The sequence below is a fragment of the Micromonospora sp. NBC_01699 genome (assembly GCF_036250065.1).
Lineage (GTDB): Bacteria > Actinomycetota > Actinomycetes > Mycobacteriales > Micromonosporaceae > Micromonospora_G.
Genome location: NZ_CP109199.1, coordinates 3,318,191 through 3,338,256, shown reverse-complemented (window position 1 = coordinate 3,338,256; position 20,066 = coordinate 3,318,191). Strand labels below are relative to the sequence as shown.

The window sequence follows — 20,066 nt, the reverse complement described above, 5'->3', positions numbered from 1 at the left end:
ACTCAGCGGAGGGACGGATCGCGCCCGGGCGCCGTCGCCCGCGTCACGGTGAGGTCGAGCCGGGCCGACCGGGCCGGTACGGCGAGCCGGCCGGGCCCGGCCGAACGGTGCCAGAACCTGCGGCGCTGGTAGGCCGGTGGCGGAAGCGGGGCCCGGCCCACCCCGTCGGGTGTGCCCCGGCCGAGAACGACGTGGGCGTTGGTACCGCCGAACCCGAAGGCGCTGACCGCCACCCGGCTGCCGGCGGGCAACTCCACCGCCGCGCGTACCGGGAAGAACGGCGATTCGGCGAATGCGAAACGCGGATTCGGCCGGTCGCAGTGCAGCGTCGGTACCAGCCGGCCGTGCCGCAGCGTCTGCACGGCCTTGATGAACCCGGCGATGCCCGCGGCGCTGAGCAGGTGACCCATCGAGCTCTTCACACTGCCGATCCCACAGTAGGACCGGTCACTCGTGTGCCGTCGGTAGACGGCGGTGAGCGCCTGTAGCTCGATCGGATCGCCGATCATCGTGCCGGTGCCGTGAGCCTCGACGTACCCGATCGTGCGCGCGTCGATTCCGCCCCGGGCGAGCACATCGGCGATCAGCGCACGCTGGGCGCGGCCACTCGGCGTGGTGTGACCCATGGTCCGGCCGTCGTTGTTGACGCCGGACGACTCAATCACCGCGAGGATCCGGTCGCCGTCACGCTCCGCGTCGGCCAGGCGCTTCAACAGCACCATCCCGGCGCCCTCACCCGGGACGAAGCCGTCGGCGGATTCGTCGAACGTACGGCAACGGCCGGTGGGTGACAGCGCCTTGCCGGCGCTGAGCATCAGGTACGGTTCCTCGTCGAACAACAGGTCCACACCGCCGGCCAGGGCCACCTCCGACTCGCCCAGCGCCAGGCTCTGCGCCGCCAGGTGGACGCTGACCAGCGCGGACGAGCACGCACTGTCGATCACGAGGTTCGGTCCGGTGAGGTCCAGGAAATGCGACACGTGTGCGGCGATGTAGTTCTGGTTGACCCCGATGATGGATTCCCGGGTCAGCGGTCGAAGATGTTCGCGGTGGTTGCCCGTCCTGGAGCCGACGAAGACCCCCACCGGGCGGCCACGGAGTTCCTCCTCGGTGTACCCGGCGTCGCGGACGCACTCGACGGCGACCTCCAGGGTCTTGCGGACCAGCGGGTCGAGCTGTCGCGCGGTCTCGTCGTCGAAACCGAAGTAGCCCGGATCGAACAGCGCGGCGTCGTCGAGGAAGCCGCCCCACTTGCTCTGGCTCCGCCCGGGACCCCCGCCGGGGTGGTAGAGCGACGCGATGTCCCACCGGTCCGCCGGCACCTCGGTGACCAGGTCACGTCCGCCGAGCAACGCGTCCCAGAGTCGCCCGGGATCGGCAGCGCCCGGCAGACGGCAGCCCATGCCGATGACGGCGATACGCGTCGGCCCGCCGTCCGCCGCCCGCCCCGCCCCGACGGCCGGCGCGGAGGTCGGTGCCGGCGTGCCGTCCGGCGCGGAGGGCCGGGCAGGTATGTCGGCCGGCGCTCGTGGACCGGTGGGAGCGATCGCGGCGGCGAGGCCAGCCAGCGTCGGATGTTCCTGCAACAGGCTCGGATCGACCACGTCGCCGAGCACCGCCTCCAGATCCCGGACCAGTTCGGCCATCAACAGCGAGTCCACGCCGAGGTCGGTGAGGGTTGTCCCGGGTCGCAGCAGGGCCGGCTCGGACCGGGTCGTGCGAGCCACCACCTCGGTCAGCCAGCTGATGTCCGTCGCGGGTGGCGGACCGGGCTCCCGGTGGGTGACGAGCGGGGGCGCCAGGAAAAGTTCGTCCGTCGCCACCGCCGTCCTGCTGGTCACGCAGGGCAGCAGGACCGCCTCGTCCGGCACCCGCAGGGCGAGATCGAGCAGGCGCAGGGCGTCGGTCTCCGTGAGATCGGGAATTCCGAGGTCACCGCTGACGCTGGTCCGCCGCGTGCCCATACCCACGTCTCGCCAGAGCGGCCAGCGCAGGGAACGGACCACGCATGCGGCACCGTCGGAGTGGGCCTCGGCGAAGTCGTCGAGCGCGTTGTTCGCCGCCGCGTAGTCGAGATAGCCCGCCGCGAGTCGTGGCGAGGTGCCCGCCACCGACGAGAACAGCACCATGAGCCGGGGCAGGTGGGTTCCGAACGCCCGCCACAGCGCCTCGATGCCATCGGCCTTCGGCCGCAGTACCTCGGAGATCTCGTCGGCGGTCTTGGCCAGGAACGACCGGGGAGGGTGCATGACGCCCGCGCAGTGGAAGACGGCCGTGATCTCGCCCGAACGGCTCCTGACCCCGTCGAGCAGTCTGCCCAGCGAGGGCACGTCGTCCAGCGCGTGGGTGTGGACGGACAGGGTCACCCCCCGGTCGACGAGAGCCAACAGGGCCGTCAGCCGCGTACGCACTAGCGAATCGGTCGACTCCGCCGCGACGAGCGACGCCCACTCGCTGGGGGCGGGCAGGTCGGAACGGCCGATCAGGACGATGTGCCGGGCACCCCGGTCGGCCAGATGGGCCGCGAGACGCAGACCGATCCCGCCGGTGCCACCGGTGATCAGCACGGCGCCCCGGCCCAGCTCGCCGAGCGGGTCGCCGCCGGTGGTGGCAGACGCGAACTCCGTCACGCGACGGCGGCGCTGGAGCCCCGCGTACCGGAGCTCGGTCTCCCGGTCCTCGGCCGTCACCTCGGCCGCGACGACGGCCGCCAGATCGCTCAGCTCGCCGTCGACCCGGACGGTTCGCGAGACGACGGCGGGAAGTTCGCCGGAGAGTGCCCGGTAGAAGCCGGCGAGCACGGAACGCCGGGCACCGCTGACGTGCAGGAAGTGCAGGCCCGATCGTGGATGCGTGCGCAGAACGTGTTGCAGCAGGGCGATCCGCTCCGTGATCAGGGCACCCGGCTCGGTCCAGTCCACCAGGTCGACCACACCGGTCAGGCCGTCCACCACCGGCAGCGGCTCGCCGGGCAGGTACGCGATGCCTCGACCGCCGAGCACCGCCGGTACGAGCCCCGGTTCGGTCGTGACGACCAGGAAGGGACCGCTGGGAACCGGGGCCGGCATCGGCACGTCCTGCCAGGCGACGGTCAGGATCTCGGCTCCCGCGGTGGGCGCCGCCCAGTGCTGGTTGCGGCTGAACGGGTAGGTCGGCAGGGACACCGGTGGGGCCTGCGGGATGCTGCTGTCGGGGTCGACGACCGGCTCGCGGTCGAACACCGAGGCGAGTCCCGCCGCGAGTTCGCCGAGGTCGGCGGCCTCCACGACGACGCGGCACGCCAGTGCGGCCCGTCCGGTCCGCATCGTCCGCGCGATCGAGGGCAACGGTGGCGCATCCGGCGACCTGACCACGTCCAGCAGCGCGGCCACGGCTTCCCGTAGTGCTTCCGGGGTACGGGCCGAGACCGGAACGGCCACCCGGCCCACCGGCGGCACGTGCGGTGGCGGCGGCGCCTCCTCCAGCACGACGTGCGCGTTGGTACCGCCCATGCCGAACGAGCTGACCCCGGCCCGGCGCGGCCCACCACCGGCCGGCGCTTCCCACGCCGCGCGCTCAAGCTGTAACCGCAGTGGCGAGCCGGTCAGGTCGATCATGCGGTTCACCTGCCGGACGTTGCGGGTCGCCGGAAGGATCCGGTGACGCATGGCCAGGATCACCTTGATCATGCCGGCGATTCCCGCTGCGGCCTCCAGGTGGCCGATGTTGGTCTTGACGGACCCGACGCCGCAGTGCGGTTCGCTCGGCACCACGCTCGTGGATCGCTTGTAGAGGCGCCGGAACGCCGCCACCATGGCCGATACCTCGATCGGGTCCCCCAGTCGGGTGCCGGTGCCATGTGCCTCGATATAGCCGACGGTCGCGGGATCGACACCCGCGGCGGTGTACGCGCTGACGAGCAGATCGGCCTGGGCGTCGGGATTCGGCGCGGTGAACGACTGCGCCTGCCCGCCGTGGTTGACCGCTACCTCACGGATCACCGCGTGCACCTGGTCGCCGTCGGCGATCGCCTGGTCGAGGGGCTTGAGCAGCAGGGCGCAGACCCCTTCGCCGCGGACGTAGCCGTCGGCGCTGTCGTCGAACGTGTAGCAGCGCCCCCGCGCGCTCAACACGCCGGTTCGGTCATAGGCGCTGTGCCGGCCCGGATCGCACAGGACGTTCACCCCGCCCGCGAACGCCTGGTCGCACTCCCCGCTCCGCAGCGCGGCGACGGCATGGGCAACCGCCACCAGGGACGACGAGCACAGGGTGTCCACGGTGACGCTTGGCCCGCGCAGGCCGAGGGCGTAGGAGACGCGGTTGGCCACCAACGACGGTGAGATCGCCACGCTCAGATGCGGTTCGTCCCGGCCGGCGTGTTCGGCCAGGACCGAGGCATAGTCGGAGTGGCAGACCCCGGTGTAGACCCCGGTCCGGCTGCCCGCCAGCGTGGTGGGATCCCACCCGGCGTCCTCGGCCGTCGCCCAGGCCACTTCGAGCATGAGTCGTTGCTGGGGGTCCATCAGGGCGGCCTCGCGCGGACTGATGCCGAAGAACTCGTGGTCGAAGCGGCGGATGTCATCGAGCAACGCGGCCCTTCCCACCGTGTCGGGGTGGGCGGCGGTGTCCCAGCGGTCGACCGGGATGTCCCGTACGGCATCCTCGTCGCGGCCGAGAAGGTCCCATAGCTCGGTGACGTTGGCGGCGCCGGGGAAGCGACCGGCCATGCCCACCACGGCAATGGGCATCGAGGTCGCCGGCCGCGACGCGACCGGCGCAATCACCGGGTCGGCCTCGCGGTGTTCGCCGCGCAGCACCCGGACCATGCCGGCGACCGTGGATGCCCGGAACATCGTGCTCGGGTCGATGTCCAGCCCGTGCTCGTCCCGGGCCAGTACGACAACCTCCGACATCGAGAGGCTGTCCAGGCCGCGCCGACGCAGGTCGTCGTCTGCGGTGAGCGTGCCGGCCGGCTGCTCCAGCGCTCGCTCCAGCAGCGGCAGGAGCACCTCTTCCAGGTCGTCCATCCGGGACGGCGGCGGGGCGGCGGTCTTGGCGGAGGCGACCTCGTCGCCCCACAGCCGGCCGAACACGCTGTGCCCGTTGAGGGACCTCACCGTCTCGATCCGGGCCAACGGCCTGCCGTCGCGCTCCCGCACCAGTGTCGAGGTCAGCACCGCTCGGTGGCCCGGCTCCAGGCGGCACTCGTCGACCCGGTACCGCACCGTGTCCTCGACGCCGCAGTTCGCCAGGTAGACGATGTCACGGCTGACGGTGGCCGCCGCGGTGGACCACTCCCCGTCCGGCACGAGCGAGTGAAGGTACTTGCGCTCGCCGTGGTCGTTGATGGGCGAATACGAGGCGAAGTAGAGCAGGCCGAGGGCATTGACGTCGGCGACCGGATTGAGCTCATAGCGTTCGGTGTGCAGGCCGGGGCCATCCGTCTCCCGCCCGGCCTGTGCCCGGAAGTCGCGGAAAAAGGCCAGCTGATCGGCGGCCGGTTCCCGCACCGGCAAGCGGGCGGACAGTTGTGGCACGCCGGGGGTAAGCCAGTTGTCGGCCGTTCGGCGCACGAACACCGTGAGCAGCCGGACATCGACGTGTGCGGTCGCCGTGGCGAAACGGACGTCGGAGAGGAAGGTTCGCTCGTCCAACCTGATCAGCTCGCCGCTGATTTCTCCAGCGTCGAGTTCGGCGAACGAGGCAAGCGAATCACTCGCCGTGAGGCGTACGCGGACGAACGCGGGAAGCAGCCGAGTGCCGTCGCTGTCGGTGAGCTCGGTGACCGGAACTCCGAAGTGCTCCCCGATGAGCGACCAATGGAGATCGCCGGACTCCCGCAACAGCCAGTTCTCGGACAGCCCACCGGGAGCGAGGCTCGGCAGTCCCAGAACCACGTTCCGGACCATCATCTCCGGGTACCCGAGGGCCTGGTCGGCCCGAGCGAAACGGAGACGTGCTCCCACCCGTCAAATCGTACTTTTTCGCAGGATAGACTGAACCCGATCTGGCAGCCAGGCATCAAAACCTCACTCTGTGTCATCCAACGAGTTCCTACCGTAGCGCAGCCGGAAGCAAAGGTCGATAGACATAGGTGATTGGATAACGGTGACCTGACCCGTAGTGCCCTGTGACATTTTGGTCTAGGGTGGTCCCTCGATAGAACAGTCTCGTTGATGTCACTGTGGACCTACTTGAGGCTGTTCACCTGCACGGTGCCCCGGCCGGGGTTCGCCGGCAGGTCCGAATCGTTGACCATGGCCGGGTGGCAAGACCGGGTGGTGTCGTTACCAATCGGGGGGCTGATACCTGACTGGCGACGGAAGCCGATCCGACCGATGGCGGGTCGACCGGAAGGCGAACATGACCAAACGTTGAACAGTTCGTGACGTACACCGGTGAGACGTAAGCCCGGTCTGGTCCGGCTCGCTCAGCGGATGAATACCGCTATCGGCCCGGTGGAGTGTGAGCTCGATTACATCGGCGGACTCAAGGGCGGTCCGCGTCACCGGGCCTTCCCCGGCAATACACCGTGTTTTCGTTACCGATCACCGGAATCAATTCCCGCCGCCGAACCTGTCACCGGCCGGGCGACCGCCACGCCCAACCGAGCAGCGAACGGTACGCGGCCATCATCGAGAGGCCACCACCGGCGGCCCACCGTTGCGGACCCGCGGCTCAGTCGGCCAGCTCGACCAGTGGGAAGGCCCGGTGCCGTCGGGGCGGGACCAGGAAGTTCTGCCGACGGGTGCAGGTCAGGAAGCGTTCCAGGCCGTTGTCCTGCTCGGCCACCCGGTGCTTGCGCGCCAGATCCACCGCGGCCTGGCTGTGCCGCATCCGGGCGAAGACGTCGGCGGTCGGCACGAAGAGGCTGAAGTGCAGCTTGGGCTGACTGCTGCCGTCCGGAACGTCCATCGCGTCGAAGCCCGGGCCGTCCACCCGCAGGTGCATCGGCGTGCCGTCCGGCGCCCGAGAGCTGCGCTGGAGGGTGGACAGGTGACCCATCCGACGCTCGCCCGAGGGCAGGCCGACCCCCTGGGCGGTCCGTTCCGCGTAGTCCGGCCCGCGGTTGTCGGCGGGCAGGAAGGACGGCCCACCGCCGTCGGTGAGCTGGTCGGCGTTGCCGGGGTGCACCGGCGGGGCGTGGAACATGTACTGCACCCGCTTGCTGAAGTTGCCGTTCTCGCTCGGCGGGGTGTCCGGCGAGGCCATGTCGTAGAACTGGAGCATGTCGAGGATGACGTGCGACACGTGCTGGATCCCGCCGTTGTCGAGGTAGTCGCCGGGGCGGGCGGTGGTCAGCCGGGCCGAGGGATGGCCGGCGAAGGTGCAGATCGCCGGTGGGCCGGAGGCGTTCACCTGCTGGTCCGAGAAGCCCATCCACATCGGTGAGTCGGGCTGGATGAACCGGGCGTAGGGCAGCCGGTTCTGCTCGGCCACCGAGCGCGGCAGACCGGCCTGGGTGAACATGTGCCGGCTCGATGTGACGGTGAGCAGCCCGGCGAAGTCCGGCGAGGGCGTCGGCGTACCGGCCAGCGTACCGCTGCCGTCGAACCAGCCCAGCACGTCCTGGATCACCGCCGCGCGGTCGCTGCGGAAGGTGAACAGGAGGTCGTTCTGCTCGATCCGGACCGGCACGGTGAAGCGTTTCTTGGTGACCCCCGGATTGTCCGGGTGCACGTCGGTGGGTGCCGGCACCGCCTCCTCCAGCACCGACCGGGTCGGGTCGGCGAGCAGCCGGGGCAGGTGCGCACCGACCAGGTCCCCGGTGAGACCGCCGGGCAACCGCCGGAAGTACGGCAGACCGTACGACACGAAGGTCAGCAGCCCGGCCGCACCGAAGGCGTACCGCGACTCCAGCAGGGTGAGCACCCGGTTCAGCTCCCGCTGGTCGTCGCGGCCGGGACTGCGGCCGAGCGCGGCGGTCAGGTAGACGGTGTGCACCGGTGGCGTGACGAACGGCCCGCCGGTGGGCGAGGACTGTTCGGGCGCGCTGAAGCGGGCGACGTCGAACTGGATGTCGGGCAGGTCCGCCGCCGGGTCGGACGCGGCGGGACGGATCGGCGTACGGGCGTCGGCCGCGCAGGCCGCCAGCGCGGACGCGGCCATGGCCAGCGCTCCCCCGGCCAGCATCGTCCGGCGGCGCAGCCGGGACTCGTCACCCACCGCTCAGTGGGACCGGTCGAGTGCCGCGCGCAGGGTCCGGCCCAGTTCGTCGTCGTCCGGGTCGGTCAGCCGCACCGCGTGCTCCCCGAGCCCGACGAAACCCTCTCGCGGGCCGCCGTTGCGGGTCGGACTCACCAGCACCTTGTCGGCGTCCCCCTCGATGTCGACGTGCCGGGTGCCCTTGGCGTACGTGGCGAAGGAGCGCAGCCCGAGCGCGTCGAGGACCGGCGCGAAGGGCGACGGCCCACCCCGCAGGTCGGGAGCTGGCACGCCGGCGTGCGAGGCGTCGAGCATCCGGCGCACCGCCGCACCCAACTCCCGGTCGTCGGCCGGCTCGTCGAGGAGGTCGAAGACCCCGTTGGCGACCCACATGCCGTCGGTGGTGAGCGAGGAGGAGTGCGCGACGTACCGACCTCTGCGCAGGTCGAGTGCGGCGAGTCTGGTCATCGGGGTCCTCGGTCGGTGGAGGGGGACGCCCAAGGATATCGGCAGGGCGTCCCCGACGGTTCCTATCTGATCGGGATGATCCGTACGGTGACCCCCTTCTGCGCGCCGTACTGGACTATCTGGTTGAGCGCGTTGCGCTGGGCGGCGGTGGCCGTACCCTGCCGTACCGCGATCTCCAGCTCTCGGGCCGCGACCTGGCCCGGTTTGATGGTGACCCCGTCCCAGCTGACCGGGTTGTTCTTGGCGAAGCCGGCCGCCTTGTCCACATAGCCCTGCAATCGGCTGGTGAGCTGGCCGGCGCTCTGGTAGCTCTTGGCGGTCAGATCGACGCTCTTGATGCTGGTGGCGGTGCCGTTGGCGAACCGGTCGATGGTCGGGAAGCTGCGCGGCAGGTTGCCGCCGAGCTTCGCCTCGATGGCCAGGCCACGCTCGAACTGGTTGAGCTTCCAGACCGAACTGCCGGCCTTCAGGTACGCCCCGAGGCCGCCGCTGATCGCACCCAGCGCGCCGCCGATCGCGAAGTCCCGCAGCGCGTCGCCCATGCTGTACTTGCGCCCGGTCAGGGCGGCGACACCCGCGCCGATGCCGACCGAGGAGGCCCCGCCGATCAGCGCCCCGATCAGGATCGGTACGCAGATCGGGCAGTCGCCGTTGGGGTCGGAGAGGTTGACCGGGTCGTTGAGGGCGTACGTGTAGAGGTTCGCGCTGCCGCCGCCGAATCCCGCCGGGTCCTGGCTGAGGAACCGCCCCGTCTCCGGGCTGTACCAGCGGGCCCGGTTGTAGGACAGCCCGGTGGCGGCGTCGCGCTCCCGGCCGGTGAACTGCTGGGTGTTGCCGCTGGCGGCGCCGCTGGTGGTGACCGCGCCGAACGGGTCGTAGCTGTACTGGGTGGTCAGCGTGCCGGCGGAGTTGGCCAGACCGAGCACGCTGCCGAGCGCGTCGGTGATCGGCATCCGGGCGCCGTCGCCGTCGGTACGGACCAGCGTCTGGTCGAGCCCGGCGGTGAGCCGGTCGGCGGCGGTGGCACCGGTCTGCTCCCGTACCAGGTTCGGCCCGTCGTAGAGGAAGCTGGTGCTGGCCCCACCGGCGGTACGGGTGCCGAGGCGCCCGGCACCGTCGTAGCCGTACGAGACGGCCAGCCCCGGCCCGGTGACCCCGGTCAGCTCGTTGCGGGCGTTCCAGGTGTAGCCGAGCAGGCCATCGCCGGTCAGGTTGCCCTCGTCGTCGTAACCGAACGTCCGGTCGCCCCGGCTGGTCAGCCGGTTCGCGGCGTCGTAGCTGACCGCCGGCCCGGTGCCGGGAATGGTGACGTTGGCGAGGCTGCCGGTCAGGTCCAGCACCCGCCCGGCACCGTCGTACGAGTAACCGAGGTCGCCGATCGGCACCCCGCCGGCGCTCTCGTAGAACATCCCGGTCAGCTGGGAGGCGCTGTCGTACGTGTACCGGGCGGTGACGCCGCCCTGCTCGACCCGGTCGGTGCGGCCCGCGGCGTCCCGGTGCCAGGTGGCGGTGGTGCCGCCCTGGGTGATCCGCTCGATCAGGCCGGTCTGGTCGTAGCCGTAGGAGATCGCCGCCTGACCGGGCACGGTCATCCCGGCCCGCCGACCGGCCGCGTCGTAGGAGTAGCCGATCGTGCCGGCCGGGCCGGCGACACTGACCACCTGGTCGAGGTCGTTCCAGGCGAGGGTGACCAGCCCGCCGCCGGCGGAGTCGTCGATGGTGGCGAGCCGGTCCCGGACGTCGTAGTTGAACCGCTTGGTGCTCTCGTAGCTCGGTCCGGCGGTGGCGCCGTACCCGATGAACGTGGTCCGGCCGAGGACGTCGTACTGGGTGACGGTGGTCTTGCCGCGCCGGTCGGTGGCGGAGACCACCCGGCCGAGCACGTCGTAGGTCTGCCGGGCCTGCTTGCCGAGCGGGTCGGTGACGGTGATCGGGCGGTCGGAGTTGTCGTAGGCGACGGAGGTGCTGTTGCCCCGGGCGTCGGTGACCTTCGTCAGGTTGCCGTTTCCGTCGTACTCGAAGGCGGTGACCCGGCCGAGGCCGTCGGTGCTGGCGACGATCTGGTTGTCCGGGTCGTGGCGGACCTGCTCCAGCACCCCGGTCGGGTCGGTGACGGCGACCGGGCGGCCGACGGCGTCGACGAAGCTGCGGGTGGTCCGGCCCAGCGGGTCGGTCACCGCGACCAGGTCGCCCTGCTGGTACGTGTAGCCGGTGGTGTTGCCCAGCGGGTCGGTGTACGAGGTGACCTGACCGGCGGTGTTGTAGGCGTAGTGCCGGCTCCGGCCGGCGGTGTCGGTCGCCTTGACCAGGTTGCCGGTGGCGTCGTACTCCATTCCGATGGTCCGGCCCTGGTCGTCGGTGACCGAGGTGATCTGCCGGTACGGGCCACCGGAGGTGACGGTGGCGGACTGGGCGGCGGCGGTGCCGGCGAGCGCGGTGAGCGAGGTGAGCTTCCCGCTCGGGTCGTAACCCAGCGTGGTCTGCCGCCCGTACGGGTCGACCAGCATGGTCGGCAGGTCGGTGACCGGGTCCCGGGCGGTGGTGGAGGTGCGCGCCTGGGCGGTGCCGGCGGCCGTGGTCTCGGCGACCACTCGGCGGTCGGCGTCGAAGCTGGTCTCCCGGACGGCGCCGTCCGGCTCGGTGACGGCTGTCTTCACCACCTTGCCCGCGGCGTCGGTGGTGTAGGCGAAGCCGTAGGTGACACCGTCGGGCATGGTCTGGGCGGACACCCGTCCGGCGGCGTCGTAGGTGTTGGTGAGGTAGGTGATGCCGCGCGCGTCGGTGACGGTGGTCATCCGGTTCGCGCTGTCGTAGCCGTACCCGGTGGTCCGGCCGCCGGGCGAGGTGACGCTGGTCAGCCGGCCGGCGGTGTCGTAGCCGTAGACCACGGCCCGGCCGGCGTTGTCCTGCGCCCGGACGACCCGGCCGCTGGCGTAGCTGAGCTTGATCCAGCGTCCGTTGGGCGAGGTGATCTGGGTGATGTCACCGGACTGTCCGCCGCTTGCGCGGGTCAGGGTGATCTGGTTGCCGTGCCGGTCCCGGATGGACTGCAACGGGGTGTTCTCGCCGAAGACGTAGACCATGCCGTCGGTACGGACCAGGTCCCAGCCGTCGCCGTTCCAGCTCATCACCGCGTCCCGGAACGGGCCGGTGGTGCCGACGGCCTTGAACACCGCGTCGGTCCAGCCGGTTCCGGGGCTGATCCGGTCCATGTGGACCTTGCCGCTGTCCGGGAAGACCAGGTCGGCCTCGGTGTACTCGTGTTCGGAGTAGATGAAGATGCCGTAGGTGAAGTTCGCCCCGATGCCGAACTCCCGCATCTGGGTGTCGTTCTGCCGGTAGGTGCGGGTGATCGAGATCGGCAGCACGTCGTTGACGGTGAGGTCGGTGTGCTCGTCGACGAAGAGCCCGCTGGCCAGGTCGACCGGGTCGCCGCCGGCGTCGCCGTCCTCGCCCGGACCGGTGCCGGCGGGGCGCTTGCCGCTGCCGTTGAACATCGCCCCGGTGAACTCCCAGACCCGCACGTCCGGGTCGGGTACGACCTGCCGGCCGTCCGGCGTGACGGTGCCGCGGCCGTAGACGTACCAGCCGGCCGCCGCGCCGGTCACCGCGCAGACCGAGGGCGCCTTCGCCGCCGTGCCCGGCTTCTTCGGGTACGACTTCACCGGCGCGTTGGTGCACGGGACCCGACCCGGGTCGTAGTCCCAGAAGTCCAGCCGGCTGCCCGGCGCGAGGCCCTGGGTGTTCGGGTAGATGATCTGCGCGCCCTTCGGCAGGATCACCGACCCGCCGGGCTGCACGGTGAAGTAGACCGGGGTGCGTACCCCGGCGGGGAGCGGGAACGGCGGCTGGTCCACCGGCAGCGCGGTGATGGACAGTTCGGTCACGGTCTTGCCGGCCCGGTCGCGGATCACCGAGCCCTTGGGCAGCCGCACCTCGAAGCCGGGAATCGCCGGGGTGGTGATGACCGTCTGCCTGGTGGTCGGCGAGGGGAAGCGGACGCTGTTCGCGGTGTCGAGCCGGGTCATCCAGATCGGGTACGACAGCTCGACGGTCTCCCCCGCCCGCAGGTCCACCCCGGTCTCGAAGCGGCCGAAGGCGCGACCCGGACTGCTCGCCGTGGCGCCGTCGATGACCAGTACGTGGTGCCCGGCGGTCAGCCCGGTGAGCAGGAACCGGCCGGTGCCGTCGGTACGGGCGCTGTGCCGGCCGACCGTGAGGGTGACGCCCGCGAGCGGGCGGCCGTTGAGCAGCAGGGCCTGCCCGGCGAGCGCGGTGGTCCCCCGCTGCGCGCGCAGCGCCGGCTGGAGGTTGCCGTAGGCGCCGGTGCGGTGGCTCTCCCAGTCCTCGCCGGCGAGGTTGAACCGGTCCGGGGTCCAGGTCTCGGTCACGTCGGCGACCGGCTGGGCCGGTGGCGTCTTCGCGACGGCGGGCGCGGCGGGCAGCCGTACCTGGCCGGTCAGGCTGCCGACGGTGCTGGACGACGGGTCGACGAAGACGGTGTACGTGCCGGCGGTGGGCAGGGTGACCGAGGTGAAGGTGCAGCTGGCGCCGCAGTACGCGCTGCTGCCGAGGTTCGTCCCGTCCGGTTTGCGGATGATCGCGGTGGCGTTGTACTGGCTGTAGGTGCCGGCGGTCATCGCCACGGTGACCACCTGGCCGGCGGAGCCGGGGAAGGTGAGCGTCGCGTTCTGGCCGGGCACGGTGGTGGTCAGGGTGGTGGCCGGTCCGCCGGGGGTGGTGGCCGAGGTCGGGTCGGCGGGGACGGCGTGCACCTGGAGGGAGACCGCGCCGGTGTACGTGGTGTCCGGGTTGAGCAGGATGGTGTACGTGCCGGCCACCGGCAACGTCGCCACGTCGAAGAAACACGTCGCCCCGCAGTACGCGCTACCGACCAGGTTCGACCCGTCCGGCTTACGCACCAACGCCGTCGCGTTGTACGTCCCGTACGTACCGGCACTGCCCTGCACCGAGATCCGCTGCCCGACGGTGCCGGTGAACGACAGCACCGCGTTCTGGCCGGGGACGGTGGTGGTCAGGGTGACCGGGGCGGCGCCCGGTGTGGTGCTCGCCGCCGCGTCGGCCGGGACGGCGTACAGCTGGAGGGAGACGGCACCGGTGTACATGCCCTCCGGGTTCAGCAGGATGGTGTACGTGCCGGCCACCGGCAACGTCGCCACGTCGAAGAAACACGTCGCCCCGCAGTACGCGCTACCGACCAGGTTCGACCCGTCCGGCTTACGCACCAACGCCGTCGCGTTGTACGTCCCGTACGTACCGGCACTGCCCTGCACCGAGATCCGCTGCCCGACGGTGCCGGTGAACGACAGCACCGCGTTCTGCCCCGGAGCCGTGGTGGCCACCGACACCGCCGGCCCGCCGATGGTGGCGTTCACCGCCGCGTCCGCCGGCACGTCGTAGACCCGCAGGGCCACCGCTCCGGTGTAGGCGCCCTCCGGGTTCAGCAGGATCGTGTACGTGCCGGTGACCGGCAGCGTGGTGACGTCGAAGAAACACGACGCCCCGCAGTAGGCGCTACCGAGCAGGTTCGACCCGTCCGGCTTACGCACCAACGCCGTCGCGTTGTACGTGCCGTACGTGCCACCGGTCCCCTGCACCACTATCCGCTGACCCGCCGAACCGGCGAACGACAGCACCGCGTTCTGCCCCGGAACGGTGGTGGTGAGGGTGACCCCGGCCCCGCCGATCGTCGCGGTCGCGGCGGCGTCGGCCGGCACGTCGTACACCTGGACGGTGAGCGCGCCGGTGTAGGTGCCCGCCGGGTCGAGCAGGAGGCTGTACGTGCCGGTGGCCGGCAGCACCACCGTGTCGAACAGGCAGGACGCCCCGCAGTACGCGCTGCTGGTCAGGTTCGACCCGTCCGGCTTGCGCACGATCGCCGTCGCGTTGTAGGTCCCGTACGTGCCGCCGGTGCCCTGGACGAGAATCCGCTGCCCGGCGGTGCCGGGGAAGGTCACCACGCCGTTCTGCCCGGGGGTGCTGGTGGTCACGGTGACCGGGGCGCCGCCCGGGGTGGTGCCGACGGTGGCGTCCACCGGCACGTCGAAGACCTGCGCGGTGAGGCTGCCGACGGCCGCGGCGGTCGGGTCGACCAGCAGGGTGTAGGTGCCGGCCACGGCCAGCGACACCGAGCTGAACGAGCAGGTCGTCGCGCAGGAGGAGGAGCTGGTGAGCGTGCTGCCGTTGGGCGCGCGCAGCGCCACGAGCACGCTACCGCCGCCGAACGCGCCGGCGGAGAGGCTGGCGGTGACGACCTGTCCGGCCGTACCGGGGAAGGAGATCACGGCGTTCTGACCCGGCACCGTCGTGGTCACGGTGACCGCGGCCCCGCCGGGCGTGGTGCCGACGGCGGTGTCGGCCGGAACGACGTACACCCGGGCGGTGAGCGCGCCGACGGCGGTCGTCCTCGGATCGACGAACAGGGTGTACGTGCCGTCGGCCGGCAGGGTGGTGACGTCCAGGAAGCACGCGGTGCCGCAGGACGAGTTCGACACGATCGAGGTCCCATCCGGCCGACGCAGCGTCACCACCGCCTCGGACGAACCGAACGTGCCAGCCGAAAGCTGCACCGCCACCCGCTGACCCGACGTACCCGGAAACGACACCACCGCGTTCTGCCCCGGCACCGTTGTCGTCACCGACACCGCCGCCCCACCAGCGCTGGCGGTCGCCGCGGCGTCGGCCGGCACGTTGTGCACCTTCGTGGTGATGCCGCCGACGACCGTGCCCCTCGGGTCGATCAGCACGGTGTACGTGCCGTCGACCGGCAGGGTCGTGACGTCCAGGAAGCACGCGGTGCCGCAGGACGAGTTCGACAGAATCGAGGTCCCGTCCGGCCGACGCAGCGTCACCACCGCCTCGGACGAACCGAACGTGCCAGCCGAAAGCTGCACCGCCACCCGCTGACCCGACGTACCCGGAAACGACACCACCGCGTTCTGCCCCGGCACCGTCGTGGTCACCGGCACCGCCGCACCACCCGGGGTGGTGTTGGCGACCGCGTCGTTCGGCAGGTCGTGAACCTGGGCGGTGATGGCGCCGAGGGTGGCGTCGGTGGGGTTGACCAGGACCGTGTACGTGCCGGTGGCCGGGAGCGTGATCGCGTTGAACGAGCAACTGGTGCCGCAGTAGGTGTCGGCGACGACGGTGGAGCCGTCCGGGGCGCGCAGCCTCGCGTAGGCGTTGTAGGTGCCGAAGGTGCCGCCCGACATGATCACCGAGACGGCCTGCCCGGCGGTGCCGGGGAAGGAGACCACGGCGTTCTGTCCCGGGACGGTGGTGGTCAGGGTGACCGCGGCCCCGCCGGGCGTGCTGTTCGCGGCGGCGTCCGGTGGCACGTCGTGGACCTTGACGGTGGCCTGGCCGAGGTAGGTGGTGTCCGGGTTGAGCAGGATCGTGTACGTGCCGTCGACCGGCAACACCACCGTGTCGAAGAAACACGACGCCCCGCAGTACGCACTACCGGTCAGATTCGCACCGTCCGGCTTACGAATCACCGCACTCGCGTTGTACGTCCCGTACGTACCACCGCTGAACTGCGCCGAGATCCGCTGCCCGGCCGTGCCGGTGAACGACACCACCGCGTTCTGCCCCGGCACGGTGTTGCCCACGGTGACCGGGGCACCGCCTGGTACGGCGGTCGCCGTGGCGTCGGCCGGCACCAGGTGGACCTGCACCGCGACCTGGCCGACGGTGACGCCGTCCGGGTTGAGCAGGATCGTGTACGTGCCGTCGACCGGCAACACCACCGTGTCGAAGAAACACGACGCCCCGCAGTACGCACTACCGGTCAGATTCGCACCGTCCGGCTTACGAATCACCCCGGTCGCGTTGTATGTCCCGTACGTACCACCGCTGAAGTGCACCGAGATGCGCTGGCCGGCCGTACCGGGGAAGGAGACCACGCCGCTCTGGCCGACGGTGGTGGCCACGGTGACCGCACCCGCGCCGGGCGTGGTGCTCGCCGTCGCGTCCGCCGGTACGACGTGGACCTGCGCGCCGACCGCACCGACGTAGGTGGTGTCGGGGTTGACCACGATGGTGTACGTGCCGTCGACCGGCAGGACCGTCGTGTCGAACAGGCAGGACGCCCCGCAGTACGCACTACCGGTCAGATTCGACCCATCCGGCTTACGGATCACCCCGGTCGCGTTGTACGTCCCGTACGTACCGCCGGTGAGGTGGACCAGGACCCGCTGCCCGGCGGTGCCGGGGAACGAGAAGACGCTGTTCTGGCCGGGGACCGTGGTGGTGGCGGTGACCGCCGGCCCGCCGGGCGTCACCGCGACCGAGGCGTCGGCCGGCACGTCGTACACCTGGACGGTGATCGCGCCGGTCGAGGTGGACTGCGGGTCCACGAAGAGGGTGTACGTACCCTCGGTCGGCAGCACGGTGGTGTCGAGGAAGCAGGCGGTTCCGCAGGAACCGTTGGAGACGACCGTGCCGCCGCCCGGCCGGCGCAGCGTCACCGCCGCGTTGTAGGTGCCGTAGGTGCCGTCGCCGAGCCGGACCGAGACCCGCTGGCCGGTGCTGCCGGCGAAGGTGACCGCGGCGTTCTGCCCCGGCACGGTGGTGGTGACGGTCACCGGGCCGCCGCCCGGCGTGGTGCTCACCGTGGCGTCGGCCGGCACCTCCCGTACGGTCGCCGAGATCGAGCCGGTGGCCCCGTTCGCCGCCGCCAGCAGCAGGGTGTACGTGCCCGCCGTCCGGGCCGTCACCACGTCGACGAAGCCGGTGGCGCCCACACACCCGGACGACGCCGCGGTACGCCCGAACGGGTCGAGCAGCTTCGCGCTGGAGATGCCGCAGGAACCGAGGGTGCCGCCCGCGAGTTGCACGCTCGCCCGCTGTCCCTCGGTCAGGTCGAAGACGACCAGGGCGATGTCGCCCGCGCTCGGGATCGACACCGACCCGGTGCCGCCGAGCGCGACCCGCGAGCTGTGCGCCACGTCGGCGACGGTGTACGGGGCGGGCGCGACGAACACGTCGGCGGTGCCCTCCCCGCTGCCGTACCGGGTGCGTACCCCGATCCGGCCGGAGCCGGCCCCGGCCGGCACCTGGACGGTGAGGCTCGCGGCGGCGGACGTCGGGGTGAACGCCCGGGTGCGGTTGAGGGTGACGGCGTTGTCGACGGCCTCGGCGGCGAAGCCGGCGCCGGTGACCGTGACCGTGTCGCCGGGTGCGACCACGTTCGGGGAGACCGCGGTGACGGTGGGCGCGGACTCGGCCGGCCCGGTGACCACGAAGGACTGTGGGCCGGTCGCGGTGGCACCGCCGACGGCGACGGTCACCGGTCCGGTGGTCGCTCCGGCGGGGACCCGGGCCACCAGGCGCCGGCCACCGGCCGAGGTGACCGTGGCCGGTACGCCGTTGAACGCGACGGTGTTCTCGGCGATCACGTCGGAGAAGCAGCCGCCCTGGAGGGTCACCTCGGCGCCGACCGCCGCCCGCGCCGGCACCACCGACAGGAGACTGAGGGCGGGGCTGCCGTCGTTGGTGACGGAGGTGATGTTGCCCGCCGCGTCGTACCCGTACCGGGCGGTCCGGTCGCTGCGGTCCTGGGCCCCGGCCAACTGCCCGGCGGCGTCGTACGCGTAGCCGATCGAGTCGCAGAGGACCGAGGCCGGGACGATGTCCGGCAGGTCGCCCCGCACGCCGAGGCCCAGCAGGAGGGTGAGCGCGGCAAGCGTCGCGGTCGACCTCGTTCGGGCACCCGCCCAGACCCTCGATCGGATGGTGCGGTGCCCAGCGGGTCCCGACATGCTGCCTCCTCAGACGCGACCTCTGGAAGGCAAGTTAGGCGAGATCCATCGACCAGAATAGACAGTCGATCGGTCGAAGGTCCCTTCGAGCCCACTCACCCACAGTGATCGCGCCCTTTACCGGCAGGAACCATCGATGCCATAGATGGCGGTGTCGACTATCAGACAGTCGATTGCCCTTTCGTCGGGCGGGCTACTGCGCGATCCGCGAGCGGACAAACTCGACCCGAACGCCCCAGCCACATCTGTTCGAGCCAGGCGAGTACGGGGGCGGCACCATCCTCGCCCCGGATGCGGTCCGCGAGGTCCCGTGCGCGCTCCCGGTAGGCGGCAACGGAGACCGCTTCGCGGATCGCGGCGGCGAGCCGGTCGGCGGTGAGCTGTCTTAACGGGACCGGAGCCGGTCCGGTACCGAGTTCGGTGACCCGTCGCGCCCAGAACGGCTGGTCGGTGTACATCGGCACGGTCACCGCCGGTACGCCGGCACGCAGCCCGGCCGCGGTGGTGCCGGCGCCGGCGTGGTGGACCACCGCCGCCATCCGGGGAAAGACCCAGTCGTGCGGCGTGTCGCCGACGGCTTTGCAGGCGCGCGCCCAGCCCGGCGGCCGGGACGACGTCACCCCGGGTGCCGGGTGCGACCATCGGGATTCGCATGGGGCTTCTCCTCGCCGCACGTCGAAGTTTGCGAACAGCGTTGCGACCCGCGACGAACTCGTCGACCTCATGGTGGACGCCGTCGCCGGGGAGTACGAACTGGTTCCGCCCAGCGACGACTGGCTCGCGGACCTGGTCGACCTCGCCCGGCAGACCCGTACGATCACGCGCCGTCACCCGTGGCTGGTTCCCCTCGTGACCGGCCAGCCCGGCATCGGCCCGAACTCCCTCGACCTGGTCGAACACGCCCTCGCCCTGCGACACGTCGCCGCCCAGGGACGGCATCCGCGCCTCGCTCGGGCCATCAGCCGGGACCCGACCGGAATCACGGCCGAGCAGGACCAGTTCGAGCTCATCGTCGCGCGCACCATGGTCGGCATCCTCGGGCCGGCGACGGACGCATGAGGAAACCGAGACGCGGCGAGTGGTGACGAGGCATACGACTACGGCGTGATCGGGACGTACCGGTCATTCCTCCGACCCACCCGTTCACCTGTCGGGTTGTAGTCATTGCCCTACTGTCGGTATTGACGACGGAGCCGGGGCGACCGCGTGTACGTCAGACTGCCTAGATCGCCATAAGGAGCCAGTAATGCGGCCAACCCCTGCTCGCGTACTCGTCTCGGCACTCTTCGCCGTCGCCGTACTGACGGGCTGCGGCCAGCCCTCGTCCACCTCGCCCGGCCTGCCCGGCGGACCCGGCGGCGACACTCCGGTCTCCGCGACCCATCCGCCGGCCGATCCCAGCCGGGCGAGCAACCGGGGCATGGTCACCGGCACCGTCGCCCGCGCCGACGGCTCCCCGGTGCCCGGCGTGGGGATCGAGGTGAAGTCAACGGACAAACCGGCGAAACCCGTCCCCGAGCTGGTCGTCACCACCGACGCCAAGGGTGTCTTCCAGTGGAACCTGGAGCCGGGCCGCTACGAGTTCCACATCCGGACCGGGGGCACCTCGATCTCGGGCCGGGCGGCACCACAGCCGGCCACGGTGACGGTCGGGCAGACCTCGACGGTCAACTTCACCCTCACCTGAGCGGC

At 71.3% G+C, this 20,066-nt stretch carries 7 protein-coding genes; 2 read left to right on the top strand and 5 right to left on the bottom strand.

The window, feature by feature from the left end; genetic code table 11:
• Positions 1-2: 2 nt before the first annotated feature.
• The 5 genes from OG792_RS14845 to OG792_RS14825 form a co-directional block, all read right to left on the bottom strand.
• Positions 3-5,945, bottom strand: coding sequence for a beta-ketoacyl synthase N-terminal-like domain-containing protein (locus OG792_RS14845; protein ID WP_329110173.1), 5,943 nt, complete (start codon positions 5,943-5,945; stop codon positions 3-5).
• 712 nt (positions 5,946-6,657) lie between these two features.
• Entirely contained in the window at positions 6,658-8,145 is a 1,488-nt protein-coding gene (locus tag OG792_RS14840) for a DUF7405 family protein (protein WP_329110172.1), read from the bottom strand.
• Positions 8,146-8,148: 3 nt separating this feature from the next.
• Positions 8,149-8,592, bottom strand: coding sequence for a hypothetical protein (locus OG792_RS14835; protein WP_329110171.1), 444 nt, complete (start codon positions 8,590-8,592; stop codon positions 8,149-8,151).
• A gap of 62 nt (positions 8,593-8,654) precedes the next feature.
• Positions 8,655-18,374: an RHS repeat-associated core domain-containing protein gene (locus tag OG792_RS14830; protein WP_329110170.1), complete on the bottom strand. Its 9,720-nt coding sequence runs from the start codon at positions 18,372-18,374 to the stop codon at positions 8,655-8,657.
• Positions 18,375-18,535: 161 nt separating this feature from the next.
• Positions 18,536-18,994, bottom strand: a complete 459-nt coding sequence (locus OG792_RS14825) for a glycosyltransferase (protein WP_442932417.1) — start codon at positions 18,992-18,994, stop codon at positions 18,536-18,538.
• A 103-nt stretch (positions 18,995-19,097) separates the two neighbouring features.
• Between OG792_RS14825 and OG792_RS14820 the strand changes: the two genes are divergently transcribed.
• Both OG792_RS14820 and OG792_RS14815 read left to right on the top strand, forming a co-directional pair.
• A complete protein-coding gene (locus OG792_RS14820; RefSeq protein WP_329110169.1) occupies positions 19,098-19,433 on the top strand; it encodes a TetR/AcrR family transcriptional regulator C-terminal domain-containing protein in 336 nt (111 codons plus the stop codon).
• A 187-nt stretch (positions 19,434-19,620) separates the two neighbouring features.
• Positions 19,621-20,061 (top strand): carboxypeptidase-like regulatory domain-containing protein, encoded by a 441-nt coding sequence (locus OG792_RS14815; RefSeq protein ID WP_329110167.1) that lies wholly within the window; start codon positions 19,621-19,623, stop codon positions 20,059-20,061.
• Positions 20,062-20,066 lie beyond the last annotated feature (5 nt).

Bases quoted from the DNA above. Each gene is read 5' to 3' on its own strand.
- OG792_RS14815 (WP_329110167.1), top strand. From the start codon at position 19,621: ATGCGGCCAACCCCTGCTCGCGTACTCGTCTCGGCACTCTTCGCCGTC.
- OG792_RS14830 (WP_329110170.1), bottom strand. From the start codon at position 18,374: ATGTCGGGACCCGCTGGGCACCGCACCATCCGATCGAGGGTCTGGGCG.
- OG792_RS14835 (WP_329110171.1), bottom strand. From the start codon at position 8,592: ATGACCAGACTCGCCGCACTCGACCTGCGCAGAGGTCGGTACGTCGCG.
- OG792_RS14820 (WP_329110169.1), top strand. From the start codon at position 19,098: ATGGTGGACGCCGTCGCCGGGGAGTACGAACTGGTTCCGCCCAGCGAC.